Source organism: Streptomyces sp. S.PB5 (assembly GCF_030403745.1).
Lineage (GTDB): Bacteria > Actinomycetota > Actinomycetes > Streptomycetales > Streptomycetaceae > Streptomyces.
This window is the reverse complement of sequence record NZ_JAQMWP010000002.1, coordinates 712,423-737,185: the sequence shown is the minus strand read 5'-3', so window position 1 is coordinate 737,185 and position 24,763 is coordinate 712,423. Positions and strand designations below refer to the sequence as shown.

Sequence of the window (24,763 nt, the reverse complement as noted above, 5' to 3'; positions counted from 1 at the left end):
GGGCAACCCGACCGCTCGACCAGCCTCAGCACCCTCCGCAGGCACCCCAACCGCCCGACCCGCCTCAGCACCGTCCCGCGGCACCCCAGTCATCCGGCCAGCCCCAGCACCCTCGCCCGGCAGCACGACCCCCCGGTCCGCCACCGCACTCTCTCCCGCGCCGCCAGCCGCCCCGTCCCCGTCACCGTCGGCAGTCCCCGACGCAGCCCCGCGTCCCGTAGTCTCCGCCAACTCCTCGTCTGTGGCCCCCGCCCGCGCGGAGCCGCCCCCCTCGCCCTTCGCCCGTTCCGCCGCCCGGCGTGCCAGTGTCTCGCGTAGGGCGCGGCGGGCCTCGTCCGCCGGGCCGCCTGTCATGAGGGCCTCCGCAGGGAGACCAGGTCGGACAGTTCGCGGTCCGTCAGTTCGGTCAGGGCGGCCTCGCCGGAGCCGAGGATGGCGTCGGCCAGGGCGCGCTTCGCCTCCAGCATCTCGGCGATGCGGTCCTCGACGGTGCCCTCGGTGATGAGGCGGTGGACCTGGACGGGCTGGGTCTGGCCGATGCGGTAGGCGCGGTCGGTGGCCTGTTCCTCGACGGCCGGGTTCCACCAGCGGTCGAAGTGGACGACGTGGCCCGCGCGGGTCAGGTTCAGGCCGGTGCCCGCCGCCTTGAGGGAGAGGACCAGCACCGGGGTCGCGCCGCTCTGGAAGCGGTCCACCATGCGTTCCCGTTCGGGGACCGGTGTGCCGCCGTGCAACAGGTCCACCGGGACCGCGCGGTCCGCGAGATGGGCGGTGATCAGACGGGCCATTCCCACGTACTGCGTGAAGACGATCGCCGAGCCGTCCTCGGCCAGCAGGGTGTCCAACAGCTCGTCGAGGAGGGCGAGTTTGCCGGAGCGGGCCGCCAGGCGGTCCGCCGGGCCGGCCTCCTCCTTCAGGTACAGCGCGGGGTGGTCGCAGATCTGCTTCAGCGCGCCGAGGAGCTTCAGGACCAGGCCCCGGCGTGCGATGCCCTCCGCCGTCTCGATCGCCAGCATCGACTCGCGCACCACCGCCTCGTAGAGGGAGGCCTGTTCGCGGGTGAGCGGGACCGGGTGGTCGGTCTCCGTCTTGGGCGGCAGTTCGGGGACGATCCCGGGGTCCGACTTCTTGCGGCGGAGGAGGAAGGGGCGGACCAGTCGGGCCAGCCTGGCCACCGCCTCCTCGTCCTCGCCGTTCTCCACCGCGCGTGCGTGGCGGGCGCGGAAGGACTTCAGGGGGCCGAGCAGACCCGGCGTCGTCCAGTCCAGCAGGGCCCACAGCTCCGACAGATTGTTCTCGACCGGGGTGCCGGTCAGCGCCACCCGCGCGGGGGAAGGGATCGTGCGCAGCGCTTTCGCCGTCGCCGAGTACGGGTTCTTCACATGCTGTGCCTCGTCCGCGACGACCATGCCCCAGCGCTGCTCGGCCAGCCTCGCCGCCGTCGAGCGCATGGTGCCGTACGTCGTGAGGACGAAGCCGCCGGCCAGGTCGTCCAGCGTGCGGTCGGGGCCGTGGAAGCGGCGGACGGGGACGCCGGGCGCGAACTTGGTGATCTCCCGCTGCCAGTTGCCTAGCAGGGAGGCCGGGCAGATCACCAGGGTCGGTTCGCTGCGGGCGCGCTTCAGGTGCAGGGCGATGAGCGTGATCGTCTTGCCGAGGCCCATGTCGTCGGCGAGGCAGCCGCCGAGACCGAGGGAGGTCATGAGGTCCAGCCAGGCCAGGCCCCGGAGTTGGTAGTCGCGCAGGGTGGCACAAAGCCCCGGCGGCGGATCGGCCGGCCGCACCCCCGCCGTCAGCCTGTCCCGGAGGGACGCCAGCGCTCCGACCGGCACCGCCTCCACCGTCTCGCCGTCGACCTCCGCCGTGCCGGAGAGCGCGACGGACAGCGCGTCGACCGGGTCGAGGAGGCCCAGTTCGCGCTTGCGCGCCTTGCGGACGAGGGCCGGATCGACCAGCACCCACTGGTCCCGCAGCCGGACCACGGGGCGGTGGGCCTCGGCGAGCGCGTCCATCTCGGCCTCGCTGAGCGGGTCGCCGCCGAGCGCCAGCTGCCAGCGGAACTGGAGGAGTTCCTCGCTCTCGAAGAAGCCGGTGCCGTCGGTCGCCGAGCCCGGTGCGGGCCGTACCACCGCGGCGGCGCTGAGGTCCTGGGCCAGGTCGCGGGGCCAGTGCACGGCGACCCCGGCCGCGGCGAGACGGGTCGCGGCGACACCGAGCAGGTCGCCCAACTCCTCCTCGGTGAGGGCCAGTACGTCGGGCACGTCCTGCTCGGAGAGCCGGTCCAGGGGCGCCCAGACCCGGGCGGCGCGCCGGACGGCCAGGGCGGCGTCCACGCGGGCGCGCGGGCCGAACACCGCGTCCGCCTCGCCCGACCACAGGGCCGCCGCGTCGGCCACGAGGGTGGGGTCGGCGAGGCTGTGCACCTGGACGATCGCGGCCCCGGCGCTGCGCACCCGGGCGGTGTCGTCGAAGAGGTCGTACGCCGAGAGGTCGAGGCGGAGCGAGATCCGTACGCCCGCGTCCATGCCGGCGGCGACCTCGGCGGCCCAGTCGTGCGCCTGGGGCAGGCGCTGGGGGCGGCGGTCGGCGAAGGGGCGGCCGGAGGCGTGGGGTGCGGCCGGGGTGCGCGGGAGGGTGTCGGCGACGGCGTCCAGGAAGGAGCGCAGCAGCGCTTCCGGTTCGGGCAACCGCAGCGGGCCCGGGCCGGGCAGCGGGACCGCGTGGCCCTCGTACGGCAGGGCGGCGGCGATCGCGCGCAGGTGGGCGATGTCGTCCGGGTCCAGAGGCCCTGCCCGCCAGGCGTCGTGGCCGTCGGCGGTCAGGCCGGGCAGGAGGCGGCCGCGGGCGGTGAGCCGGAGCGCGTGCAGGGCGGCCGCTCCCCAGCAGGCGGTGGCGGGGTGGGCGGCGGGGTCGCGCCGGGCGCGCACGAGGAGCGGCAGGGCCTCGGCGAGGGGCAGTTCGAGCGCGGGGGCGGTCCTGCGGCGTACTCCGGCGCCATGACGTCGTACGACCGTCAGGTCCGTGTGACCGTCGGGCAGCGGGGCGTCCTCCGGGTCCCAGAAGGCCATGCGGCCCTCGCGTGGGAGGGGCGCGGGCAGGAAGACGGCGGCGAGCCGCACGGAGACCTGCTCCGCCGTCCGCTCGGCCACCACGGCCGTGTCACCCATACGTCCTGCCACCTCCCGTCCCGTGTGTCGGATCAGATGTCTTCGACTCTACGGGCGGGGTCTGACAATCGGCTCCGGCGACCGGCCGCGGCCCGCTTACGGAACGGTGCGGGAGACGACGTACACCATCGGATTGGCCGGGTCGGCGGTGTTGACCACGATGTCCTGGGTGGGTGCCGGGTTCTTCTGCTCGTGGACGAGGCCCGACCAGGGGCCCGGGCCGGTGAACCGCCAGCCGGTGATGTGCTGGTCACGGGTGCCGATGGTGATCTCGCCGTCCTTCAGTGCGTCGCGGTTGACGCCGACGCCGGCGAGGAAGGTGTCGAGGCCCGCGTCGGTGGTGCGGAACTGGACGTAGAGACGGCTGGTCTTCCAGTTGTTGGTCTCGTAGTAGGCGATCCGGTCCGCGGGGTGCGGGATCGGCACCTGGTAGAGGCGGCGCTGCACCTTCGACGGCCAGCCCGCGCTGAGGCCGGTCGCCGAGTACTTGGCCTCCTTGTCCTTGCCGCTGTTGCGGCTCTGGTTGGCGGAGATCACCAGATAGCCGGCCGGGACGCCGATGAGCAGCACGATGATGAGCAGGGTGAGCGCCCGGCGGCGGTTGCGCCGGCGGCGGTCCTCGGTGGGCCGGGGTGGTTCGTCCGGGGCGTCGCCCTGGCGGGGTACGGAAGCGGTCACGGGCGGAGTCACGCCTGTCCCTGGGTCGTACGGCGGGACTCGGTGTATTTGGCGTAGCGCTCGTACCGTTCGACCCGGCGCCGGTTGGCGCGGCGGAAGCGGCGGGCGACCAGACGGGCCAGGTCGGCGGCGCCGACCATGCCGGCCTCGGGGCCGAGCTGGGCGCGGACGATGCGCGCCTCGGGGCGGTAGCCGCGTCCGGTGAGCTGGCGCTTGAACGCGTCCCGCGCGGGGGCGATCAGCAGCTCGTCGGCGGCCGACACGCCGCCGCCGATCACGAAGCAGGACGGGTCCAGGGCGGCGGCGAGGTTGGCGATGCCGACGCCGAGCCACTGGCCGATGTCCTGGAGCAGCTCGATGCACATCGCGTCGCCCTCGCGGGCCAGCTCGGTGATCATCGGGCCGGTGATGTCGCCGATCTGCCCCTTGACGTGCTCGATGATCCCGTACGCCACCGGGGAGTCGGCCGCGGCCAGCTCCTTGGCCTCCCGGACCAGCGCGTTGCCGGAGCTGTACTGCTCCCAGCAGCCGCGGTTGCCGCACGGGCAGCGGTGCCCGCCGGGGACGACCTGCATATGGCCGAACTCGCCGGCGACGCCGAACTTGCCGCGCTTGACCTGGCCGTCCTCGAGGATGGCGCCGCCGATGCCGGTGCCGAGGGTGATCATGACGAGGTGGTCCTCGTCGCGGCCGGCGCCGAAGCGCCACTCGGCCCAAGCCGCGGCGTTGGCGTCGTTGTCGACCAGGACGGGCACCGCGAGGCGACCCGCGAGGCGGTCGCGCAGCGGCTCGTTGCGCCAGGACAGGTGCGGGGCGAACAGGATGCGGTTGCGTTCGGCGTCGACCCAGCCGGCCGCGCCGATGCCGACGGCGTGCACGTCGTGGCGGTCGGAGAGGTCCAGGACCAGTTCGCAGATGGTGTCCTCGACGACCTTGGGACTCTTGGACTTGTCCGGGGTCTCCGCGCGGAGCTTCTCCAGGATGTTGCCGTCGGCGTCGACGACACCTGCCATCACCTTGGTGCCGCCGATGTCGATGCCCACCGTCGGCACACGCGGTGCGGTCAGGTGTGAGCGGCGCTCCCGGGTGCCGACGGTGCGCAGTACCGGGGCGCGGCGGGAGCCGATCGGGGCCGTGAAGTTGCCGTAGGTGCTCATCAGGCCCGATTGTGCCGCACGCTCACGCTGGGTGCTGAACGGGGGAGCAATGGGATGGTTCCTGCAATTCGCCGGGTGCGGGTGCATTGTGGCGGGTCGCGCCCCGCGGTGGACCGGCAGTTCGGCACGGTCCCGTGCTCCTGGCGGCGTCGCGGTCCACGGCGTGGATCGGCAGGTCCGTGTCCCACGACACGAGAAGCCCGACGCCCCGCGCGCCGGTCGCATTGTCCGGACATTGGGACCAATGCGATGACGTTCGAGCCGGTCCCCAGTGCCCGCCCGGCGGCGTTCGAGTGCGGCTTCAGGGCCTGACGAGCAGCTGGAACTCGAAGGAGTAGCGGGTGGGCCGGTAGGTGTGGGTGCCGAACTCGACCGCGCGGCCGGTGTCGTCGAAGGTGACACGCTGCATGGTGAGCAGCGGGGCCCCTTCCTCCTCGGCGAGCCGCTCGGCCTCGGCCGCGGTGGCGCCGCGGGCGCCGATGGACTGGCGGGCGCTGTGCAGGGTGATTCCGGCGGACCGCATCATCCGGTACAGGCCGGTGGCCTCCAGCTGGCCGGTGTCCAGGTCGAGCAGGCCGGGCGGGAGGTAGTTGCAGAGGTACGCCATCGGCTCGCCGTGGGCGAGGCGCAACCGCTCGATGCGGTGCACGTCGCTGTCCTCGGCCACACCGAGAGCGGCCGCGACCTCGGCGGACGCCGGGACCATGGTGTTGACGATGACCTTGGTGGCGGGGCGCTGGCCCGCCGACTCCAGGTCGTCGTAGAGGCTGCTGAGCTCCAGAGGGCGCTTGACCTGACTGTGCACGACCTGCGTGCCGACGCCCCGGCGGCGCACCAGCAGGCCCTTGTCGACGAGCGACTGGATGGCCTGGCGCACGGTGGGCCGGGACAGGCCCAGGCGTGCGGCGAGCTCGATCTCGTTGCCCAGCAGGCTGCCGGGGGTGAGACTGCCGTGCTCGATCGCGGCCTCCAGCTGCTGGGACAGCTGGAAGTACAACGGCACCGGACTGCTCCGGTCCACACTGAGTTCGAGCGACACGGTCGGGTCCACATCTGGTTTCGGCACGGCCCGAGCGTAGCTCCGCGCGCTGTTGACGGGAAGTTGTGTAGTCAGATTGTCCGGACATATGCATTGACAGCGAGGGGTCCGCGGCCACAGTTTGTTCACATGCGCATCGGGGTCATCGGTACGGGGCGGATCGGCACCATTCATGCGAACACACTCAGTCGCCATCGCGATGTCGGTTCCCTGATCCTCACGGACGCGGACGGCGCGCGGGCGCAGGAGCTCGCGCACCGGCTGGGGGAGACCGCGGCGCCGGGGGTGGACGAGATCTTCAGGTGGGGCGTGGACGCGGTGGTCATCACGACCGCCACGTCGGCGCACGCGGAACTGATCGGCCGGGCCGCGCGCTCGGCGCTCCCGGTGTTCTGCGAGAAGCCGATCGCCCTCGATCTGCCGGGCACGCTCCAGGCGATCGAGGAGGTCGAGTCGGCCGGGACGGTGCTGCAGATGGGGTTCCAGCGCCGCTTCGACGCGGGGTACGCGGGGGCCCGGGAGGCCGTACGGTCGGGGCGGCTCGGCCGGCTGCACACCGTACGGGCGCTGACCTCCGACCAGGCCCCGCCGCCGGCCGCGTGGCTGCCGCTGTCGGGCGGGCTGTACCGGGACACGCTGATCCACGACTTCGACGTCCTGCGCTGGGTGACCGGGCGGGAGGTCGTCGACGTGTACGCCGCCGGGTCCGACGCCGGTCCGCCGATGTTCCGCGACGCGGGCGACGTCGACACCGCCGCGGCCCTCCTCACCCTCGACGACGGCACCCTCGCGACGGCGACGGCGACCCGTCTCAACGGCGCGGGCTACGACGTACGCATGGAGCTGGCCGGCGAGCTGGACCAGATCGTCGTCGGCCTCGACGACCGCACCCCGATCGCCTCCACGGAGCCCTCCGGCCCACCGGCCGCCTCCAAGCCGTGGACGGGCTTCCTGGAGCGCTTCGGCCCCGCCTACGAGGCCGAGCTGAACGCCTTCGTCGAGGTGGTCCGCGGCGAGCGCGCCAACCCGTGCGACGGACGCGAGGCCTTGCAGGCCCTGCGCATCGCGGAGGCGTGCGAGATGTCCCGCCGGGAACGACGGCCGGTGCGACTGGCGGAGCTGCCGGGCTGAGTGGGGGGCGGCTGAGTGGGGGGCGGCGGAGCCACCGGGCCGGGTGACGGAGGCGGGGGCCGGGGCGAGACGCTTCGCGGGTCCCAGCGCCGGACGGCGCGTCGCAGGCCCGGCCGCGGGGCGACGCGTCGCACGTCCCGACACCGGGCAGCGCGCCACAAGACCCGACGCCAGGCAGCGCGCCGCACGTCCCGACGCCAGGCAGCGCACCACAGGACCGGGCAGCGCGTCGCAGGCCCCGGCGCCGGAGGGCGCTTCGCGGGTCCCGGCCTCGGTCGGCGCGTCGCAACGGCCGGTGCCAAGGTGTCCCGCGGGATCGGGAACCGGTCGGTCCTCGGGCATGGCGCGTCCCGAGGGTCTACCAGCGCACCGGCAGACTCCGTACCCCCCGCATCAGCATCCCCGGCAGCCACTCCCCCGGCGGGCCGTCCAGGGCGAGGTCCGGGGCTCGGTCCAGGAGGCTCCGGATCGCTGTGCGGGCCTCGAGGCGGGCCAGTGGGGCGCCCAGGCAGAAGTGGATGCCGTGGCCGAAGGCGAGGTGGCCTCGGGGGTCGCGGTGGATGTCGAAGTCGTCCGGGGACGGGTAGCGGGCGGCGTCGCGGTCGGCCGCGGTGAGGCCGATCATGACGTGCTCGCCCTTGGCCACTGGGGTGCCCGCTATTTCCAGGGGCTCGGCGGCGTAGCGGAACGTCGCGTTCTCCACCGGGCCCTCGTAGCGGAGGGTCTCCTCGACCGCGGCGTCGATCAGGGTCATGTCGGCGCGGAGGGCGGCCAGTTGGGCGGGGTGCGTCAGCAGGGCGCGGACGCCGTTGGTGATCAGGTTCACCGTGGTCTCGTGGCCGGCGATCAGCAGGAGGAAGGCCATGCCGAGCAGTTCCTGCGGGGAGAGCCGGTCGCCGTCCTCGGCGGTGGTGCGGATGAGGTCGCTGAGCAGGTCGTCACCGGGCCCCGCGCGCCGCTTGTCCTCGATCAGGTCGCGGAGGTACTCGTCGAGGCGGACCAGCGCCTCGTACGAGCTCTCCGGGCTGGTCGGCGCGACGACCTCCGTCGAGACCTTCCGGAACGCCGTGCGGTCCAGCTCGGGCACGCCGAGGAGCTCGCAGATCACCGTGATCGGCAGGGGGTACGCGAGGGAGTGGACCAGGTCGGCGCGGCCGTACGGCAGCATCGTGTCGAGGAGGTCGTCGGTGATCTCCTGGATCCTCGGCCGCAGTCGCTCCACCCGGCGCATGGTGAAGGCCCGTGAGACGAGGCCGCGCAGCCGGGTGTGCTCGGGCGGGTCGGCGCCCAGCAGATGGCGGCCGATCAGGCCCTCGTCCTGGAACACCATGCCGATCCGGCGGCCGTCCTTGGACAGGCGGGGGTCGGCGAGCGCCGCCCGCGCCTCCTCGTGCCCGACGACCAGCCAGGCCCAGTAGCCGGGGTCGGACCCCGGCGGCCGTACCCGGTGCACCGGGCCGCGCTCCCGCAGTCGCGCGTACACCGGATGCGGGTCCGCGCGGAATGCGTCGCCGAACTCTCCCAGGTCGACCACGTCTGCCATGACCATGTCCGCCCGTCTCCCCCCGTCTCGCCCGTCGCTCCCCCTCACCCCCGTCAACGGACGGCGCGCCCCGCTAGTGCCCGCCCTCTCCGGTCTCCTCCAACAGCCCCGCGTCATACGCGAGCAGCGCGATCTGCACCCGGTTGTTCAGGTCGAGCTTGGCCAGGATCCGCGAGACATGGGTCTTGACGGTGGCCACGCTCATGAAGAGCTCCGCGGCGATCTCGGCGTTGGACAGGCCCCGGCCGACGGTGACGGCGACCTCGCGTTCGCGGTCGTTGAGGGCGGCGATGCGTTCACGCGCGCGTGCGCGGCGGGTGTCGGCGGCGGTGCCGGCCGCGTGGTGCATCAACTGCCGTGTGACGGTGGGCGACAGGACGGGGTCGCCGGCCGCGACCCGGCGTACCGCGTCGACGATCTGGGCGGGCGGGGTGTCCTTGAGGACGAACCCGGCGGCGCCCGCGCGCAGGGCGCGCAGGACCTGGTCGTCGGCGTGGAAGGTGGTGAGGACCACGACCTGCGGGGCGTCGGGGCGGGCGCGCAGCCGTTCGGTGGCGGTGAGACCGTCCACGGACGGCATCCGGATGTCCATGAGGACGACGTCCGGACGTGTGCGGTCGACGAGCGTGTCGACGTCCTTGCCGTCGGCGGCCTCCCCGACGATCTCGATGCCGTCGGCACCGCCGATCATCAGGGACAGGCCGGCCCGAACCAGCGGATCGTCGTCGACGAGAAGCAGTCTGATCGCGGTCATGGGCCTTACGTAATCACGGTTTCGGGGGCGCGGTGCCGTAGGTCGTCGCTCACGCAGGCACTCTGCTCGCCGGGTCGCGTCAGCCACGCAGCCGGACTCCGTGCCGGGTGCGCAGCCGGTGGATCTCCCACCAGGCCACCGCGCACACCGAGGCCGGGCCGCAGAGGAACGCGAGGACGGCGACGGCAGGCGGTCCCGGCGGCAGTCCGCCCGCCGCCAGGCTGATCAGCGCGAACTCCCAGACCAGGACGCCGGTGAGGAGGGCGGGCAGCGCCGCGTGCACCTCGGCGGCGTTGAAGCCGCTGCGCACGGCGGGGCCGGTGGCGAAGACGATGAAGGCCAGCAGCCAGAACAGCGGCACCATCAGCACGAGGGTGGGCCAGGGGACGTCGGCGGTGGACAGCCGGTCCCGTTCGATGAGCACGATCCCGAGCATGACCAGCGGCACCGCCGTCACGGCGCCGATGTACCACAGGGCGGCCTTCCCGGCGGCACGCACCCGCTGTCCCATGTGCGCCCTCACGTGTGGCGCGGCCCAGCGGAACAGGACCGTGATCACCAGGGGTGCGCTCAGGAGCAGCAGCGGCGGGGTGACCACGAGCCGCATCATGTACTGCTCCTGCGCCTCGCCGAAGTCCTCCGGCTTTCCGTAGACGACCAGCAGTGCGAGGGTCATGGCGGCCGCGCTCAGGGCGCGCGCCTTCTGAAGGCGTGTCACCTGCGGGTCGCCGTGGAGACGGTGGGCACGGGGCGGGAAGAGGCGGTGCGCCCTGACGCGGGCCGAGCGGGCGAACACGTACCCCAGCATCAGACCGGGCACCACGAACCAGGTGCACGGCACCAGCAGGAACAGCCAGACACAGCCGTGGATCCGCGGCCGCCCGCCCCGCAACAGGTCACGCAGGCGCGGCCATTCGGCGCCGCGCAGACCGCTCAGCCGCCCCCACGGCGAGACTTGGGGCTGCGGCTGCGGGACGTACGGCGGATAGGGGTTGGGGTTGGGGTAGGGGTAGGGATTCGGATAGGGGTTGGGGTTCGGATACGGCTGGGGCGGGATGTAGGGCCCGGTGCCGGGTGGCGGCGGATACGGCGGCTGGTACGGGTTGTCGGGTCCCCCGAAGCTCACTGCGCTCTTCCTTCCGGTGTCCGTGGTGCTGCGGCCGCACAAGGTCAGCCGATCGCTTCACTCCAGTCAACTCCCTTCACGCAGAAGGGGCATGGGGTTTGGCACGGATGACCGGCACACGCCGTGTGAACGCCCTGGCGACGCCCCGTCGACGTGTCGTTGCTGGCAAGATCGCCGTATGCGCACCGTGTACGCCCTGTTCGTGGGCATCGACGACTACCCGGGACGCCACCGGCTGCGTGGCTGTGTCAACGACGCGCGGGACGCCGAGAGTTGGCTGCGCCGGCAGAGCGGCAGGCTGACGCCCGTCGTACGGACCCTGCACGACCGGCAGGCCTCCAGGGCGGCCGTGCTGGCCGCCGTCGAACAGCATCTGGGGCGCAGCGGGCCGCAGGACACCGCGCTGTTCTGGTTCAGCGGGCACGGCAGCGAGCACCGCACCGACGATCCGCGTGAGGCGACCGGCTGGGCGCAGGCGCTGGCGTGCCAGGACAGTCTGGAGCCGGACGGACAGCCGATGCTGCAGGACACCGAACTCGGCGCGCTGCTGGACGGCATCGCGGCGCGCGGCACCCATGTCGTCGCGATCCTCGACTGCTGCCACTCGGGCGGCGCGACCCGCGAGTCCGGCTTCGGACCGCCGGGCGCCACCGGCCGCGGGGTGGCTTGGCAGCCCTGGTGGCCGGTCCCGGACACGGCCCGCGATTCCGGTGGCGACGGGCCCGAGCCGGCCCGGCATGTGCTGCTCGCCGCCTGCCGGCCGCGCGAGCTCGCCCATGAGAACGACATCGACGGCCGGGTCCGCGGCTACTTCAGCCACGCGCTGCTGGGCGCGCTCGACCGGCTGGGTCCCAGCGCCTCGTACGGCGCGCTGCACGCGCTGGCCGAGGAACGCGTGCGCTCGCGGACCCCGTTCCAGCATCCCGAGCTGCGCGGGCCGGAGGACGGCGGCTTCCTGTCCGGCACCCCGGTACCGTCGCGGCGCGAGGGTGCGGCCGAGCCCTTCCTGCTCCGGCACACGACGTCCGGCTGGGAGGTCAACTGCGGTCAGGCGCACGGGCTGAGAGCGGCCGGCGCGGAGTTCACGCTGCTCGGCGGCCTCGCATCACGCACGGTCGTGGTACGCCAAGTGCAGCCCGAGTACTGCCTGGTGGAGCCGCAGGGGTGGCAACCGGGCCCGGACGCCCGGCTCCTGGCACACCCGGTGACCCCGACCGCGCTCGCCTTCACTCCCGCCGCCGTGACACTCGCCGGGGACCCCGCTGCCGTACATCTGCTCACCAAGGCCATGAACGGTGTGCCCGCGCTCGCTCACGGCGGGTACGGGCTGCCCCTGCGGGTGGACGTGGCGGGCGGGTGGGCGCGGGTGTCGGGCGGGGCCGGGCATCCGGTGCCGGATCTGCCGCTGCGGTCGCGGGCGGACGCGGGGCGGGTCGTCGACTGCCTGGCACATCTGGCGCGTTGGCATCACATCCTGGAACTGCACAATCCCGATCCCTGGCTGTCGTCCCTGGTGCGGGTGACCGTCGAGCGGACGTCGGTGGGAGGGGTGTCGTACGGGGCGGACGGCGAGATCGTCTGCGGGTACACCATGGACGGGCGGGAACCGCAGGTGAAGGTGGGCATCCACAACACCTCGGACCGCCAACTGTGGTGTGTGCTGCTAGATCTGACGGACGGTTACGCATGTTCGCCGCACCTGTACGAGGGTGAGTTCGTCGCCCCCGGCAAGGTGGGCCTGGCCCGGCGCGGGGAGCCGGTGTATCTGCGGCTGCCGCCGGGGCGGGCGCTGGTGCGGGGGGCCTTCGCGCGCGACTGGCTGAAGGTGATCGTGACCGAGAACGAGCTGAACCTCGCGCCGTTCCGGCTGCCCGCCTGGCCGCCCGCCGGTTCCGGCGAGGGGGCGCGCGGGGAGGAAGCGGCGGGCGGCGGCGGGCTGTTGCGGCTCACCGCACCGTCGTACGGGCGGGACGCGGGCGGTCCGGTGCACGACGTGGGCCGCTGGGGGACGGCCCAGGTCGTGGTGCGCACCGAGGTCACCTGAGCGGTTCACCAGCCCAGGTGGGTGAAGCCCGCCCAGGCGGTCAGGTCGGCGCCGCTGATCCGGCGGACGCGGTTCTGGAGCCGGGGCGGCATGCCGGGCGGGGCCGTGCGGCGGTCGTCGAGCATCCACAACTGCGCGCTGCGCAGGGCCGGTCCGGGGGCGAGGCCGTCGCGGCTCATGAAGTGGTGGGTCATGTACATCAGCAGGGAGGTCGCCTCGTCGGGCACCGGCCACAGGGAGCCGATCACCGAGCGGGCCCCGGCCACGAGGAACGCGGTGGACAGGCTGTACGCCTCGTCGTAGCCGCGCCCGGACACATTGGTGCGGCAGGCGGCGAGGACGACCAGCTCCAGTTCGCGGAAGCGGCTGGTGCCCTCGGTGAGTTCCTCGGCCGCCAGCTCACCGCCGGACAGGGCGAGATAGGCGCTGTGCCGCTCGCCCTGGCGAACCACTCCGTGGCAGGCGAGGTGCAGCAGTCCGCCGCGCTGTCGGCGCAGCCAGTCGGTGATCGCGTCGGGCGTGGCCTCGCCGGGGCCCAGCAGGGCGCCCTGCGGATGGAAGGCGGAGTGGATGGCCTCGGCCTCCTCGCCCGCGTGGTGGAGGTCGCGGGTGGGGTTGCCGACGACGAGGGCCTGCCGCATCCGGGCGGCGGGCCGGGTGGCCACCTCGCACAGCAGCCGGGCCGAGGGCAGATAGGAGATGTCCGCGTCCTGGCAGGCGTACCGGTGGCCGCCGCGGCGTCCGGTTGTCCGGGCCGCGTGCCAGGGCACGGCCCCGAGTTCCGCCATGGGTACCAGCACCGCGGAGGGCACCCGCCCGAAGCCGCGCGGGAGCTGCTTGAGCAGCGGCTCCATCACCGCCGTACCGGCCCAGTCGCAGAGCCGTTCGAGGGCGGCCCTGCTCACGTCTAGGCGGGGCGGCGGCGTGGGGGTGGGTTCGGTGGGCGGTCCGCCGGCGTCCCGGCCGGGGGTGCCGGTGGCGCGGTAGGTGGCCAGCTCCGGTGCTTCGACGAGGAGTCGGGGCAGCGGCAGGGCCCGGGTGCCGCCGTCGGCCGAGACGATGAGGGCCTGGCCCTCGTCGGCGCGGCGGCCGAAGAACACCCGGTCCGTCAGGCTCGGCTCCTCCTTGCCGCCGGGGACGAGATAGACGAGGGCCGTCGCCCCCATGGTGCGCAGGGCTGCCCCGATCTCCTCGGGGGAGGGCGCATCCAGGAGCCGCTGCCGCAGCGGGGAGCTGGAGAGCACCTGAAGGACACGGTGGCGCAGCCGGCTGGACGGGCCGGAGACGGGCAGGTGTCCCGTGAGCGTGAGGCCGCTCTCCGGCCGGGGTGCGACCACCTCGCCGGCCCGCCGCCATTCCTCGGCGAGCTCCGTCTGTCCCGCGGCGGCCAGCAGGTCGGGCACGGTGGCCGCCACCGTCGCCGCGTGCAGGGCCAGTCCCCGCCCGGCGTCGAGCGCGCGGACGGCGTCGGCGTGCGCGCCGTCGGCGATGCACCAGCGGGCCACGTCGAGCGCGTTCTCCCCGGCCCGCCGGGCGGTCTCGGCGGCGTGGACGGTACCGGACTGGAGGATGACCTGCCAGGCCGCCGCCCGCAGGGAGTCGAGGCCGACGCGCCGGGACTCCTCGTGGTTGCGGCGCTTGGCGTGGCGGTCGCGCGGATGCAGATAATCACCGCGGAACCGGTACGCCATGGCGAGGGCCATCCCGGTGTCCCCCCATCTCGGATGCTCCGGGCCCCCGGACAGCCTGAGGGTGTGCCGCAGCCACGCGATGCCCTGGTCGAGGTGGTGGGGACAGTCGGCGCGCGGTGCGATGTTGTTGACGGCGAGCATGCAGTGGCCCATGCCGAGCGTGCCGGCGTTGCGGAGCCACCGTTCGTCGTCGGGCTCCAGCAGGTCCATGGCCTCCTCGATGAGACCGAACGCCTCGACGGTGCCCACGTGGTCGCCGGCGAGCATGGCGCGCGTCGCCCTGGCGAGGCCGACGTCGCACAGCCGGTCGGTCCGCGCGTTCTGCGGGACCGTGGCGAGTTGCCGTCGTACGTCGTCCAGGGGAGCCGCGGGTGGGAAATCCGCCGCGGTGAGGTCCTCGCCGGTGCGGCGGGCGCGGAGGATCGCCAGGTTGCCGCGGGCGGCGTCGAGGTAGGCCTCCAGGTTGGGCCGGTCCATCTGCTGGGGCGACATCCGCGCCAGGGCGGCCTCCATCTCCCGGATCCGCAGCGCGAGATCGGCCTCGTCCTCGCGCCGGGTGGCCTGGTGGGAGCGGTAGACGGCCAGCTGCACGGCCATGGCGAGGCGCTGCTGCTCGTCGAAGACCGGGGAGTCGGCGAGCCGGGCCAGGTCCTCGACGGCGGAGTCGAAGTCGTCCTCGCCGCCGCCGAGTTGGGCCAGATGGATACGGATCCCGGCGTGCGACACGTCGATCGCGTCCCGCTGCGGGCTGCCCGGGGGCAGCAGCGCGCGGGCCTCCTCCAGCCGGGCGAGCGCGTCCTCCAACTCCGCGGGTTCGCCCAGCTGCTGGAGTGCCTGCATCCCGCTCACGCCCAGGATGCCGGCCTGCCAGGACTGGTCCTGCGGCCCGTACTGCCGTGCCTCGTCCAGGAGTTCCCGCTGCCGTCGCTCGTCGGCGACGGGCTGGTCGACCATCAGATGGGGAAGGACGCTGAGGATCTGCCCGGCGCGCAGTCCGGACATCATGGTGCCCCGGGGCAGCGCCTTCCAGTCCTCGTACAGCATGTCGTACGCCTCGCGCCCCGAGGCACATCCCAGCCGGCCGAGCACCAGGGCGGTGAGCCGGGCCATGTCCTGGGCGTCGTTCACCCCTTGCCGTGCGTCCTGCTGGATCTCGTAGATCAGCGCGTGCAGGTCGTAGGTCTGCTGCGGCACGTCAGTTCGTCCGTTCCGGCCGCCGCGGCGCGGCCTGTGTCCTGTAGGGCGCGAGGACGCCGTCGAGCCGGCGCTCGCCCTCCTCGGTAGCTAAGCCGACGGACGGCGCGCCCGTGGCTTCGAGGTCCTCTCCCCCGCCCCGGTCCTCGGAGGGCACGGCCGCCCGCCGCAACAGCGGAAGGCCGAGGTCCCGCATCCGGACCAGGCCCTCCACCTGTTCCGTCCTGACCTCCCCGAGAACCGACGCGACCTCGAACTCCGCAGCACCAGGGGACATGGCCCCATGATCGTGCGCCCGTCACACCGGCCACAAGTGGCGCAGGCGGCGGCCAGGTCAGCGGGGGCGGGGATCGTCGAGAGCGGGGTGACTGGACGTCATCAGGGCGGGTTGGGAGCGGAGTTGGGGCGTCCGGGCGGGTGCAGGGGCAAACGGCACCGCCAAGGAGCCGCTGACGAGACGTCACCCAGTCAGGGCTGGGCGGGAGTTGAAAAGCCTGGCGGCGACGGCGGCCGTCCACCGGGGACGGACAGCGAGGGCATACCCTCGGTGCACGGCGACGAGCGGCTCCCGGACAGCGAGTCGCCGACGCCCGACAGCAGGCGGCGCCGCCCGAAGAACACGTCATGAGCTCCCCGAAGTCGCCGCCATCTGGAAAACACGCCACGTACACACCGCAGCCAGCTCCCGCCTCACCCTCACGTCCACGGCAGCCAGCCCCGCACCGCGAACCCCCCGCCCTCCTGGGGACCGTGCTCCAGTCGGCCCCCGGTGAGGGTCGCCCGTTCGGTCAGGCCGATCAGGCCCTGGCCGGAGCCCGGTACGGGGGTCACCTCGCCCTCGGGGGCCGGGTTGCGTACGGAGACGGTGAGGCCCTCGCCTGGCGCGCCCTCGACGGAGACGGTGACCTCGGCGCCGGGGGCGTGTTTGCGGGCGTTGGTGAGTGCTTCCTGCGCGATGCGGTAGGCGGTGCGGCCGATGGAGGCGGGGACGGTGGCGGGGTCGGTGACGCGGGTGTCGAGGGTGACCTTCATGCCGGCCTCGCGGGACTCGGCGACCAGCGCGTCCAGCGCGGCGAGGGTCGGCTGGGGGCGGCCGGTGTCGTCGTGGTCGCCCGCCCGCAGGACGCCGATGATCTCGCGCAGGTCCTGCAGCGCCTCGTGCGCGCTCTCGCGGATGACGCCGGCCGCCCGGGCGACCTCCTCCTGGGGCGCGTCGGGCCGGAACTCCAGCGCGCCCGCGTGCACGCTCAGCAGGGTCAGCCGGTGCGCGAGGACGTCGTGCATCTCGCGCGCGATGGCCTCGCGGGCCAGCCGCTGCGCCTGCTCGGCGCGCAGCCGGGCCTCCGTCTCGGCGCGCCGGGCGCGGTCCTGGAAGCTCATCACGAGCTGGCGTTTGGACCGTACGACCATGCCGGAGGCGATCACCACCGCGGCCAAGAGGACGAAGATGATGACAGCGGCCAGGTAGGGCAGTTCGGGGTCCGGGCGGATCCAGAAGTAGAACGGGATGAGCGCGATGTTGGCGCCGCCCAGCCAGGCCACGTACCGGAAGGGCCGGTGCACGGTGAGCGTGAACAGGGCGATGATGCAGGCGCCGCCCGCGGTGTCCGAGACGAGCCCCACGGGGAGGGAGGCGACGGCGAGTCCGACGGGCCAGCGGCGGCGCAGCCACACCGCGGCGCAGGCGACCGCGCCGATGAGCTGGTCCAGGCGGGCGAGGCCGTCCGGGACGTTCGGGTTGGAGGTCACGGCGTCCGCGCCGACCAGGCCGATGAACACGGCCACCGCGAAGCAGCTGAAGTCGACGAGCCAGTCCCGCGCGGTGCGCCGGGGCCGCCGTCCGGGGTGCTCGGCGTCCGGGTCGAGCTCCTTGAGGACGGCCGAGGGCAGCAGCCAGCGTGGCCCCGCGTATGGCCGGGGCACCGCCGCCGGCTTGTCTCCGCTCACGGTCGACAAATCTACGCAGCCGGGGACCCCGGCACCTCTGCGCGGACGGGATCACCGACCAAAGTCGCGGCACCGGAGACTTTCGGCGCGGCCGGGGCGGGTCAAGTGAGACCTTCCGTGCGGCGTCCGCCGTCCCGTGGCCGATGCCGGCGGGGGGCGTGAAGGGCGAGCGTGGTCGGTATGAAGCAACTGCTGGAAGTCCTCGGGTTCCTTGCCCTGGTGCAGGGCGTCGTCGGTCTGCTGCACGAGTTCACCGATCTGCACTGGGGGCTCGTCCAAAAGCTCGGTTTCCTCGACGGCTACGAGATCTACGCGAGCGTCGCGCTGGTGGTCCTGGCGGTCGCGCTGTTCGCCGCCGCCGAGAGCCTGGGGCGAGGTTAACTCCGGGAAAACACATCGGACTTGACGGAAAAATCTCCAGAGTTGTCATTGACATGTCACTGTCTACGCGCGTCATCATGTGCGCATGAGATTCCCCCCACGCACCACTCGAATCGGCGCCGCAGCCGCTCTCCTCTCCGCGCTCCTCATCGGCGGCACCGTCACCGCCACGCCGGCGGCCGCCGCGGTCGGCAGCATCTGTTACGGCGACCTGCCCTCGCAGGCGTACGACACGCTGAGGCTGATCGACGCCGGCGGCCCCTTCCCGTACTCGCAGGACGGCAGTGTCTTCCAGAACCGGGAAGGCATCCTGCCCGCGCAGTCGACCGGGTACTACCACGAGTACACGGTCAAGACGCCTGGTTCGTCCACGCGCGGAGCTCGCCGGATCGTCACCGGTGAGGAGTACCAGGAGGACTACTACACCGCCGACCACTACGAGACGTTCGATCTGATCAACTACGGCTGCTAGTCCCCCCACGGACCGGCCCGAGGAACCGTGCGGCCCGCCACCCGTAGGTGGCACGCACCACTGAACCGCCTTTCCCCGCGCGCCCCCCACATCGTCACCGGGCGCGGGGCAGGGCGGTTCTGCGTCAACCGGCCGACCGGCGCCCCCACGCCGTCCCGCCCAGCACCAGCGCACCGCCCAACAGGCCGAGCGCGCCGAGCCGTTCGCCGCCGAGGGCGATGCCGGCCAGGGCCGCCCACAGCGGCTCGGTGCCGAGGAGCAGGCTGACGCGGGACGGGGAGGTGCGACGGACGGCCCACATCTGCACGAAGAACGCGAACAGCGTGCAGAACGCGGACAGGAAGAGCAGCCCGGCCCATTCGCGCGGCCCGAAGTCCGCCGCCGTCTGCCAGGGCGTGGCGTCGGCTCCGGTCGCCAGGACCGCGAACACCGCGACGGCGGCGCCCAGTTGGACGGTGGTCAGGGAGAGCGCGTCGGCGCCCTGGACGGCCTTGACGCGGGACATGGCAAGGACGTGGACCGTACGGGCGAGGGCCGCGAGCAGCATGAGCAGGTCGCCGAGGGAGGGACTGGTGAATCCGCCGCCCTGGGTGAGCAGCACGACGCCGAGCACGGAGAGGGCGGCGGCACCGAGGAAGGCCCTGGAGGGGCGGGTGCGGGTGACGGCCGCCTCGGCGAGCGGCGTGAAGATCATCGTGAGGCTGATGATGAGGCCCGCGTTGGTGGCCGAGGTGTGGACGACTCCGTAGGTCTCCAGCAGGAAGATCCCGCTGAGGATCAGTCCGAGCAGTCCGGCCCCGCGCCACTGGGCGGCGCTCAGGGCGCGCAGCGAGCGCCATCCGGCGGTGACCAGGACCGGCAGGACGATCGCGAAGCGCAGCACCAGGACCGCGATCACCGTCCGTGCGGTGGTGATCTCCTTGGCGGCGAGATAGCTCGCGCCCCACACCACGGCCACGAGCAGGACGGGCAGATCGGTCAGCCAGGCGCGGCGGGGCGCGAAGGCTCCCGGTACGGCGATCGAGGACATCTGGGCGGCTCTCCCGGTCTCCCACGGTCATGTGGAGACATCGGCGGCTCGCACGCGGAGCGATCACCGTACCGGCGGGGGCGATCTTCGGCTAGGCGTTTTCGGGGAGGTCGAAGGAGCCGTACTCCGGGCGTCCCGCCTTGTCGTACGTCTGGATGGAGACGCCTTTCGAAGTGATCAGGCCGCTGCGGTGCCTGAAGGCGGTCGGCAGGCCGCCCTCGGCGAAGAGGCGGCGGCCCGCGCCCAGCACGACCGGGACGGTGATCAGGTGGACGGTGTCGATCAGGTCCGACTGCAGCAGGGACCGTACGAGGGCTCCGCTGCCGTGGAGCTGGAGCTCGCCGTCGGTGCGCTCCTTGAGGGCGGTGACCTCCTTGGCCAGGTCGCCGCTGATCACGGTGGTGTGGGCCCACTCGGGGTCGGTGAGGGTGGACGAGGCGACGTACTTCGGCAGGGTGTTGAGCTTGGTGGCGACGATGTTGTCGGGGTCGGTCACCTTGGGCCCGTACCCGGCGAAGATGTCGTACGTACGGCGGCCGAGGAGGAACGCGCCGACGTCGCCGAAGACCTGGGTGACGAAGCGGCCGAAGTCCTCGTCGTCGAAGGGGACCATCCAGCCGCCCTGCTCGAAGCCGCCCCTGGGGTCCTCCTCGGGGCCGCCCGGGGCCTGGTAGACGCCGTCGAGGCTGACGAAGATCTGCGAGACGAGCTTGCCCATGACGGGTGCCTTCTCTCGTGGGTGGGGTCTGCTGTCATCACCTCAGACCCCACCGGCACCCGCAACTCATCGGCGGCGCGTGGATCAGCCGACGTTCGTCGAGAACAGGCCGCCCGTCGGGCCCTGCTTGTCGCCGCCCTGGGCCTTCTTCAGGGCGTTGGCGAGGCTCTCGATGGTGAGGGACTGGAGGATGACGCGGCCGTTGCCCTCCAGGGTGGCCAGCGACAGCCCCTCCCCGCCGAAGACGGCGTTCATCAGGCCCTGGCGGTTCAGGCCGCCGACGCGCTGGACGCCGTACTGGATGCCCTCCTCGAAGGCGACGACGCAGCCCGTGTCGACCTCGATGCGGCCACCGAAGTCGGCCGGGTTCAGGTCGATGAAATTGCCGGCGCCGGCGATGATCACGGTGCCGCGGCCGGTGAACTTCTCCAGGATGAAGCCCTCGCCGCCCTTCATGCCGGTCTTGCCGCCCTGGAAGGCGATGCCGAAGTCGACGGTGGACTCGGCGGCGACGAACGCGTCCTTCTCCGCGAACCACGCGCGCGTGCCGTCGAGCTCCAGCGCGCGCATCTCGCCCGGCAGGACACCCGCGAAGCCGACGGTGCCCTCGCCGCCGGTGGAGGTGAAGTACTGGAACGCCAGCGACTCGCCCGCGAGGGCGCGCTGGCCGACCTGCATGGCGGTGCCCATGGCCTGGCGGAGCATGCCGCCCATGCCGCCGGCCCCGCCCTGCGGATGCTGACCGCCGCCGCTGTCCGACGGGCCGCCGAGGCGGGTCTCCATGGTCACGTTCGTGGTCTTGAACAGGAACTTTCCGGCCTCGCAGTACACGGTCTGGCCGGGTTGGAGGCTGACGACCGCCATCTGCATGGCGTTGCCGACGATGTCTTGCTGAAGGGTCACGTGAGGGGAACGCGGGAGACGGAGGAAAGAGTTCCGGGAGTTCCGGGTGGTGAGCTACGTGTCCGTTCGCCGCCAGCACGCGCGTGTGCGGGCCGCTGGGATGGAGGCATGACAACGACTTACGGAACTCTGCACGGCAAGGTCGCCCTGGTCACCGGGGGCAGCCGGGGCATCGGCGCGGCGACGGTCCTGCGGCTCGCCCGGGAGGGCGCGGACGTGGCACTGACCTACGTGAACGACAAGGAGGCGGCCGCGGACGTCGTACGGGCCGTCGAGGCGCTGGGGCGGCGTGCGGTCGCCCTGCGGGCGGACTTTGCGGACCCGGAGGAGGCGGCGGGGGCCGTGGAGCGTGCGGCGCGGGCGCTGGGCGGCCTGGACGTGCTGGTGAACAACGCGGGCGTGGGTGTGCTGGGCCCGCTGGAGGGGCTGTCGCTGACGGACGTGGACCGGGCGCTGGCGGTGAATGTGCGCGGGGTGTTCCTGGCCTCGCAGGCGGCCGCCTCCCGGATGGGGGACGGTGGGCGGATCATCACGATCGGTACGTGCATGACCCAGCGGGTGCCCGGGCCCGGCGGCACGCTCTACGCCATGAGCAAGTCGGCGCTGGTCGGGCTGACGAAGGCGCTGGCCAGGGAGCTGGGCGGGCGCGGGATCACGGCTAACATCGTGCATCCCGGGCCGACGGACACCGACATGAACCCGGCGGACGGGCCGTTCGCGGCGGGGCAGGCGGCGATGACGGCGCTGGGGCGGTTCGGGACGGCGGAGGAGGTGGCGGGGACGGTCGCGTATCTGGCGGGGGCGGAGTACGTGACGGGGGCGGAGTTCGCTGTGGACGGGGGGCATGCGGCGTGAGATAGGGCTTTTTCTCGCCCCCGCCGCCCCTACCCGTCCCATCCACCAGAGGCTCCGCCCCTTCGACCCCGCTGGGGGCTGCGCCCCCAGACCCCCGCTTCGGCCCTGAAGGGGCCTCGTCCTCGAACGCCGGACGGGCTGAAGATGCCCGTCCGGCGTTCGAGGTGCGGGGGTCAGCCCCCGAGCTCCTGATGGCGGGCCGCCAGCGTCGCCGCCCCCGCCTCCGTCAGCGAACCGAACAGCCGCACCCGCGAGATGCCGCCGTCCGGGAAGATGTCCACGCGCGCGTGCGTGCCGACCGCCGGGGCCGGGAGGACGAAGCGGTGGTTGGTGTCGGGCTGGAGGCGGGTGCGCGGGAGGATCTCGGTCCAGTCGCCGTCCTCGCCGTCCTTCACCGCGACCGACGCCCATCCCGCGCTGTTGCCCTTGAGATACGCCGTGTCGATCTCGATCGCGCGGATCTGGGACTGGGCCACCAGGCGGTAGCGGATCCAGTCGTTGCCCTGGTCGCGGCGGCGGCGGGTCTCCCAGCCGTCGTCCATCTTGCGGGAACGGCCCGGCTGGATGGTGTTGGAGGCCGGGGAGTAGAAGAGGTTGGAGGCGTCCTCGGCCTGGCCGCCGTTCTCCAGGGCCACCACGTCGAAGGTGCCGAGCACCGACAGCCACTCGGGGTCCGGGACGACCTCGCCGTACACGCGCAGGCGGGCGATGCCGCCGTCGGGGTGCTGGTTGACGCGGAGGTGGGTGAAGCGCTGCTCGACCGCCACCTCGAAGCCGTTCGCCGCGTGGCCGCCGACCGCGGTGCGCGGGACCAGGGTCGTCCACTTCACGTCGTCGCCGAGGAGTTCCTCCGGGGACGGGGAGCCCGGTGCCGAGGTGCCCTCGACCGACACGGCCTGCGGGTAGTTGCCGCGGAAGTGGGCCGTGTCGACGACGATGCCGCGGATCACGCCGGGCGCGCCGAGGCGGACCAGCGCCCAGTCGTGGTCCTCGGCCGTCGGCCACGGGTGCTCGGCGGAGACACCGCGGCGGCGGCGCGTCTCCCAGCCGTCCATGATCTTGCCCTTGTGCCCGAAGTGCTCGGGGTCGAACTCGGCGCGTCCGGGCAGCAGGAGGTTCTCGCGCTGGGCGAAGAACTCGTCGTTGGCGGCGATGACTCCGGCGCCGAGCTGCCGGGCGGCGAGGTCGGTGTACCGGGTGAAGGGGAAGTCGGCGGTGCGGTAGTCGGCGTACGGGTCACCGCCGCCGTACGGGTTCGCGTCGCCGGTGAAGCCGGCCAGAGGAGATCGATGCTGCGCCGTCACGGGATGAATGCCTTTCGGTCGTCGGCCGCTGCGGGTGCGGTGGTGAAGTCAGGGGGTGCGGGTGAGGAGTCGGCCCTTCGGGTCCGTGAACTCGCCGTCCGCGACGATGCGTTCGCCGCGCAGCCAGGTCGACTTGACGACGCCGTACAGGGTCCTGCCCGCGTACGCCGTCACACGGTTGCGGTGCTGGAGTTCGGCCGGGTCGACGGTGAAGGTCTCGTCGGGGGCGAGGATCGCGAAGTCGGCGTCGCGGCCGGCCTCGATGGCGCCCTTCTGGTCCAGGCCGACCAGCTCCGAGGTCCGCGTGGACATCCAGCGGACGACGTCCTCGAGCGAGTGGCCGCGCCTGCGGGCCTCCGTCCACACGGCGGCGAGGCTCAGCTGCAGACCCGAGATGCCGCCCCACGCGGTGGCGAAGTCGTCGGTCTTGAGGTCGGCCGTCGACGGCGAGTGGTCGGTGACCACGACATCGATGACGCCGTCGGCCAGCGCCTGCCACAGCAGGTCCTGGTTGGCGGACTCGCGGATCGGCGGGCAGCACTTGAACTCGCTGGCGCCGTCCGGGACTTCCTCGGCCGTGAGGGTGAGGTAGTGCGGGCAGGTCTCGACGGTGACGCGGACGCCCTCCGCCTTCGCGGCGGCGATCAGCGGGAGCGCGTCGCTCGACGACAGGTGCAGGATGTGCACGCGCGCGTCCAGCCGCTTGGCCTGGGCGATGAGCTGGGCGATCGCGGTGTCCTCGGCGTCGCGCGGGCGGGAGGCGAGGAAGTCGGCGTACTTCGGGCCGCCCTGCTGCGGGGCGGCCTCCAGGTGGTGCGGGTCCTCGGCGTGCACGATCAGCAGGCCGCCGAAGGAGGTGATCTCCGCGAGGGACTGGGCGAGCCGGTCCTGGTCCAGGTGCGGGAACTCGTCCACGCCGGACGGGGACAGGAACGCCTTGAAGCCGAAGACTCCCGCCTCGTGCAGCGGGCGCAGGTCCTTGACGTTGTCGGGCAGGGCGCCGCCCCAGAAGCCGACGTCGATGTGGGCCTTGTCGGCGGCGACGTCCTTCTTCGTGCGGAGGTGGTCGACCGTCGTGGTCGGCGGGAGGGAGTTGAGGGGCATGTCGACGAGGGTCGTGATGCCGCCGGCCGCCGCCGCGCGCGTGGCGGTCCAGAAGCCCTCCCACTCGGTGCGGCCCGGGTCGTTGACGTGCACATGGGTGTCGACCAGGCCGGGCAGGACGACGTGCTCGCCGACGTCCTCCAGGCGGGCGCCTTCCGGGACGGGGGCGTCGTACGGCAGTACGGCCGTGATCTTCCCGGCAAAGACCGCGACCGCGGCGGCGCGCGTCCCTTCCGGAGTGATGACTCGCGTCGAGCGCAGCACCAGTTCTACGTCGGACACCCGGACCCCTCTCTGTCGCCGTTGTTACTTCCGAGAAACGGGATTTACTTCCACGTAACGGAATTCAACGTTCTGTTGAAGGAGTCTTCACTCCCGCTTCCACGCCGTCAAGGGCACACTGCTTCACGAGGCCCCGACGCTCCACACTCTGGACGTTTCCACAAGGCGGAATTAGTATTCCGGCAGGCAGAACGTAACTACGTACCAGCAGGGAGTCAACCGACTGGCGGGTAGGCTTCTGCC

General features: G+C 72.8%; 20 protein-coding genes. 5 read left to right on the top strand and 15 right to left on the bottom strand.

What is annotated here, in order from left to right; all coding sequences use genetic code 11:
• Nucleotides 1-350: 350 nt before the first annotated feature.
• The 4 genes from PH203_RS08070 to PH203_RS08055 all read right to left on the bottom strand — a co-directional run bounded on the left by PH203_RS08070 (nucleotide 351) and on the right by PH203_RS08055 (nucleotide 6,041).
• Nucleotides 351-3,167, bottom strand: a complete 2,817-nt coding sequence (locus PH203_RS08070; RefSeq protein ID WP_289917949.1) for a DEAD/DEAH box helicase — start codon at nucleotides 3,165-3,167, stop codon at nucleotides 351-353.
• Nucleotides 3,168-3,263: 96 nt separating this feature from the next.
• Nucleotides 3,264-3,845 (bottom strand): sugar kinase, encoded by a 582-nt coding sequence (locus tag PH203_RS08065; protein WP_289917948.1) that lies wholly within the window; start codon nucleotides 3,843-3,845, stop codon nucleotides 3,264-3,266.
• 8 nt (nucleotides 3,846-3,853) lie between these two features.
• Nucleotides 3,854-5,002 carry an ROK family glucokinase gene (locus PH203_RS08060; protein WP_289917946.1) on the bottom strand — a complete coding sequence of 383 codons (1,149 nt, stop codon included), beginning with the start codon at nucleotides 5,000-5,002 and terminating at the stop codon, nucleotides 3,854-3,856.
• 301 nt (nucleotides 5,003-5,303) lie between these two features.
• Entirely contained in the window at nucleotides 5,304-6,041 is a 738-nt protein-coding gene (locus PH203_RS08055) for a GntR family transcriptional regulator (protein WP_289918281.1), read from the bottom strand.
• 129 nt (nucleotides 6,042-6,170) lie between these two features.
• On the opposite strand from PH203_RS08055, the gene PH203_RS08050 reads away from it, so the two are divergent.
• A complete protein-coding gene (locus PH203_RS08050; RefSeq protein ID WP_289917945.1) occupies nucleotides 6,171-7,172 on the top strand; it encodes a Gfo/Idh/MocA family oxidoreductase in 1,002 nt (333 codons plus the stop codon).
• Between the two features lie 358 nt (nucleotides 7,173-7,530).
• Here PH203_RS08050 and PH203_RS08045 read toward each other — a convergent pair whose 3' ends face one another.
• The 3 genes from PH203_RS08045 to PH203_RS08035 all read right to left on the bottom strand — a co-directional run bounded on the left by PH203_RS08045 (nucleotide 7,531) and on the right by PH203_RS08035 (nucleotide 10,595).
• Nucleotides 7,531-8,715 carry a cytochrome P450 gene (locus PH203_RS08045; RefSeq protein WP_289918279.1) on the bottom strand — a complete coding sequence of 395 codons (1,185 nt, stop codon included), beginning with the start codon at nucleotides 8,713-8,715 and terminating at the stop codon, nucleotides 7,531-7,533.
• Nucleotides 8,716-8,788: 73 nt separating this feature from the next.
• Nucleotides 8,789-9,469 (bottom strand): response regulator transcription factor, encoded by a 681-nt coding sequence (locus tag PH203_RS08040; protein ID WP_289917943.1) that lies wholly within the window; start codon nucleotides 9,467-9,469, stop codon nucleotides 8,789-8,791.
• 79 nt (nucleotides 9,470-9,548) lie between these two features.
• Nucleotides 9,549-10,595 carry a hypothetical protein gene (locus PH203_RS08035; RefSeq protein ID WP_289917941.1) on the bottom strand — a complete coding sequence of 349 codons (1,047 nt, stop codon included), beginning with the start codon at nucleotides 10,593-10,595 and terminating at the stop codon, nucleotides 9,549-9,551.
• A gap of 178 nt (nucleotides 10,596-10,773) precedes the next feature.
• On the opposite strand from PH203_RS08035, the gene PH203_RS08030 reads away from it, so the two are divergent.
• On the top strand, nucleotides 10,774-12,639 hold the full coding sequence (locus PH203_RS08030) for a caspase family protein (protein WP_289917939.1): 1,866 nt from the start codon (nucleotides 10,774-10,776) through the stop codon (nucleotides 12,637-12,639).
• A gap of 5 nt (nucleotides 12,640-12,644) precedes the next feature.
• Here PH203_RS08030 and PH203_RS08025 read toward each other — a convergent pair whose 3' ends face one another.
• From PH203_RS08025 to PH203_RS08015, 3 genes are all read right to left on the bottom strand, one after another.
• Entirely contained in the window at nucleotides 12,645-15,524 is a 2,880-nt protein-coding gene (locus PH203_RS08025; protein ID WP_289917937.1) for a CHAT domain-containing protein, read from the bottom strand.
• 1 nt (nucleotide 15,525) lies between these two features.
• Complete coding sequence (locus tag PH203_RS08020) at nucleotides 15,526-15,801, bottom strand: hypothetical protein (RefSeq protein WP_289917936.1); 276 nt, start codon at nucleotides 15,799-15,801, stop codon at nucleotides 15,526-15,528.
• Nucleotides 15,802-16,220: 419 nt separating this feature from the next.
• The gene (locus PH203_RS08015) at nucleotides 16,221-17,480 is read right to left on the bottom strand and encodes a histidine kinase (RefSeq protein WP_289917933.1); all 1,260 of its coding nucleotides are present in this window, start codon (nucleotides 17,478-17,480) and stop codon (nucleotides 16,221-16,223) included.
• Between the two features lie 171 nt (nucleotides 17,481-17,651).
• Here PH203_RS08015 and PH203_RS08010 point away from each other — a divergent pair, with 171 nt between their 5' ends.
• Together PH203_RS08010 and PH203_RS08005 are read left to right on the top strand one after the other, a co-directional pair.
• Nucleotides 17,652-17,852, top strand: a complete 201-nt coding sequence (locus PH203_RS08010; protein ID WP_289917930.1) for a hypothetical protein — start codon at nucleotides 17,652-17,654, stop codon at nucleotides 17,850-17,852.
• An 85-nt stretch (nucleotides 17,853-17,937) separates the two neighbouring features.
• Nucleotides 17,938-18,324: a ribonuclease domain-containing protein gene (locus PH203_RS08005; protein ID WP_289917928.1), complete on the top strand. Its 387-nt coding sequence runs from the start codon at nucleotides 17,938-17,940 to the stop codon at nucleotides 18,322-18,324.
• Between the two features lie 124 nt (nucleotides 18,325-18,448).
• Here PH203_RS08005 and PH203_RS08000 read toward each other — a convergent pair whose 3' ends face one another.
• The 3 genes from PH203_RS08000 to PH203_RS07990 all read right to left on the bottom strand — a co-directional run bounded on the left by PH203_RS08000 (nucleotide 18,449) and on the right by PH203_RS07990 (nucleotide 20,975).
• Nucleotides 18,449-19,354 carry a DMT family transporter gene (locus PH203_RS08000; protein WP_289917926.1) on the bottom strand — a complete coding sequence of 302 codons (906 nt, stop codon included), beginning with the start codon at nucleotides 19,352-19,354 and terminating at the stop codon, nucleotides 18,449-18,451.
• A gap of 91 nt (nucleotides 19,355-19,445) precedes the next feature.
• Entirely contained in the window at nucleotides 19,446-20,072 is a 627-nt protein-coding gene (locus tag PH203_RS07995) for a dihydrofolate reductase family protein (protein WP_289917924.1), read from the bottom strand.
• An 84-nt stretch (nucleotides 20,073-20,156) separates the two neighbouring features.
• A complete protein-coding gene (locus PH203_RS07990; protein WP_289917922.1) occupies nucleotides 20,157-20,975 on the bottom strand; it encodes an AIM24 family protein in 819 nt (272 codons plus the stop codon).
• A gap of 108 nt (nucleotides 20,976-21,083) precedes the next feature.
• Between PH203_RS07990 and PH203_RS07985 the strand changes: the two genes are divergently transcribed.
• Entirely contained in the window at nucleotides 21,084-21,830 is a 747-nt protein-coding gene (locus tag PH203_RS07985; RefSeq protein WP_289917920.1) for a 3-oxoacyl-ACP reductase family protein, read from the top strand.
• 173 nt (nucleotides 21,831-22,003) lie between these two features.
• Here the strand turns inward: PH203_RS07985 and alc are convergent, their stop codons facing one another.
• Together alc and allB are read right to left on the bottom strand one after the other, a co-directional pair.
• Nucleotides 22,004-23,134: an allantoicase gene (gene alc / locus PH203_RS07980; RefSeq protein WP_289917917.1), complete on the bottom strand. Its 1,131-nt coding sequence runs from the start codon at nucleotides 23,132-23,134 to the stop codon at nucleotides 22,004-22,006.
• A gap of 48 nt (nucleotides 23,135-23,182) precedes the next feature.
• Nucleotides 23,183-24,520 carry an allantoinase AllB gene (allB, locus tag PH203_RS07975; RefSeq protein ID WP_289917916.1) on the bottom strand — a complete coding sequence of 446 codons (1,338 nt, stop codon included), beginning with the start codon at nucleotides 24,518-24,520 and terminating at the stop codon, nucleotides 23,183-23,185.
• Nucleotides 24,521-24,763: the final 243 nt, after the last annotated feature.

Bases quoted from the DNA above. Each gene is read 5' to 3' on its own strand.
- PH203_RS08070 (WP_289917949.1), bottom strand. From the start codon at position 3,167: ATGGGTGACACGGCCGTGGTGGCCGAGCGGACGGCGGAGCAGGTCTCC.
- PH203_RS08060 (WP_289917946.1), bottom strand. From the start codon at position 5,002: ATGAGCACCTACGGCAACTTCACGGCCCCGATCGGCTCCCGCCGCGCC.
- PH203_RS08050 (WP_289917945.1), top strand. From the start codon at position 6,171: ATGCGCATCGGGGTCATCGGTACGGGGCGGATCGGCACCATTCATGCG.
- PH203_RS08045 (WP_289918279.1), bottom strand. From the start codon at position 8,715: ATGGCAGACGTGGTCGACCTGGGAGAGTTCGGCGACGCATTCCGCGCG.
- PH203_RS08040 (WP_289917943.1), bottom strand. From the start codon at position 9,469: ATGACCGCGATCAGACTGCTTCTCGTCGACGACGATCCGCTGGTTCGG.
- PH203_RS08030 (WP_289917939.1), top strand. From the start codon at position 10,774: ATGCGCACCGTGTACGCCCTGTTCGTGGGCATCGACGACTACCCGGGA.
- PH203_RS08020 (WP_289917936.1), bottom strand. From the start codon at position 15,801: ATGTCCCCTGGTGCTGCGGAGTTCGAGGTCGCGTCGGTTCTCGGGGAG.
- PH203_RS08010 (WP_289917930.1), top strand. From the start codon at position 17,652: ATGAAGCAACTGCTGGAAGTCCTCGGGTTCCTTGCCCTGGTGCAGGGC.
- PH203_RS08005 (WP_289917928.1), top strand. From the start codon at position 17,938: ATGAGATTCCCCCCACGCACCACTCGAATCGGCGCCGCAGCCGCTCTC.
- PH203_RS08000 (WP_289917926.1), bottom strand. From the start codon at position 19,354: ATGTCCTCGATCGCCGTACCGGGAGCCTTCGCGCCCCGCCGCGCCTGG.
- PH203_RS07995 (WP_289917924.1), bottom strand. From the start codon at position 20,072: ATGGGCAAGCTCGTCTCGCAGATCTTCGTCAGCCTCGACGGCGTCTAC.
- PH203_RS07985 (WP_289917920.1), top strand. From the start codon at position 21,084: ATGACAACGACTTACGGAACTCTGCACGGCAAGGTCGCCCTGGTCACC.